Source organism: Moorena sp. SIO3I6 (genome assembly GCF_010672095.1).
Window position 1 is genome coordinate 1 of the sequence record NZ_JAAHHU010001769.1, and the last position, 1,007, is coordinate 1,007.

Annotated in this window: 1 pseudogene; it reads right to left on the reverse strand. The window is 47.5% G+C overall.

The features are described from left to right. Positions 1-721 (reverse strand): annotated as a pseudogene (locus F6K49_RS52995) (hypothetical protein); the annotation flags it as partial. Positions 722-1,007: the final 286 nt, after the last annotated feature.

A 1,007-nucleotide genomic window follows, 5' to 3' on the forward strand; every position in this document is an offset into this window, starting at 1 on the left:
GTTCAAGGCGGGCAATTGCCTCTCGCCACAGTTTTTGAATTGCTATCCACTTTGATGCCTTATGGGGAGGATTTTTCCCTTTATGACCTGCCCTAGCCGCCATTTGCATGGCTGTCACTAACTGATCGAGGTCTTTACCTCTAACTTGATAGGCATGAAGCAACTCTTGTGCTGTGTCATGCTTCATTGACCAAAACGGAATTGCTTTGAGTGCTTCAATCGCTGTCTTTAATTCCTTCTGAGCTTCGAGAATGTCCTTTCCCGATTTAGGTTTTTTGAGGGTGTCTGCTGATTTTTTACTCAATAGCTGAGCTTCATTCAGTGAACTACAAGACCCAAATACGCAGGGACGGGTAAAAACATAAAAGCCGCCGGTTAAAAATACTAGACCCAATCCCATGCCCACCACCACCAACAAAAGAAACGTACTTTGAGAATTTCCTTCATGGGGTTGTAGTGTTTCAGGGAATGGCTCATCGGTTTGAGCCTCGGGATCAGAAAGTGGTTCGTCCCAAGGGTGGGGTGCAACGTCAGAATCCATTGATTGATCGTTGCTTTGGTTAGACTCAGGGGTGAACTGGTTAGAATCCATTGCCTGTAGCAGGAGCAAAGCCAGAGATACCAAAAAGCGATGCAGCGCGGTCTTGGGGAGGCAGCGCCGACCTGCGGGGGTTCCCCCCACTCGCGCTTTGCCGTGGTTTCCCCCACTCGCGCTTTGCATCAAGAAAAGGTACCTAATCTTAACCCAAAATATCCTCCTATGCTTCCAGTGGTTAGGCAGGAATTGGTGAGATATTAAGGCAACAGTGAGGAATTATAGCGGTTAGGGGGGAATTATGAAGAATCAAAGAAGCAAGCCGTGACATCCTCCTACACTGTCATCTTTGATTGGGTTTAGACTGGCAACCTCACCATTAGCATTCCTAGATCGACACTTATCTAGAACCATCAACGAACAGCTGGCCTGATCTGGCTGCGGTGATCTGGAGTTATCAACTACTAACTCC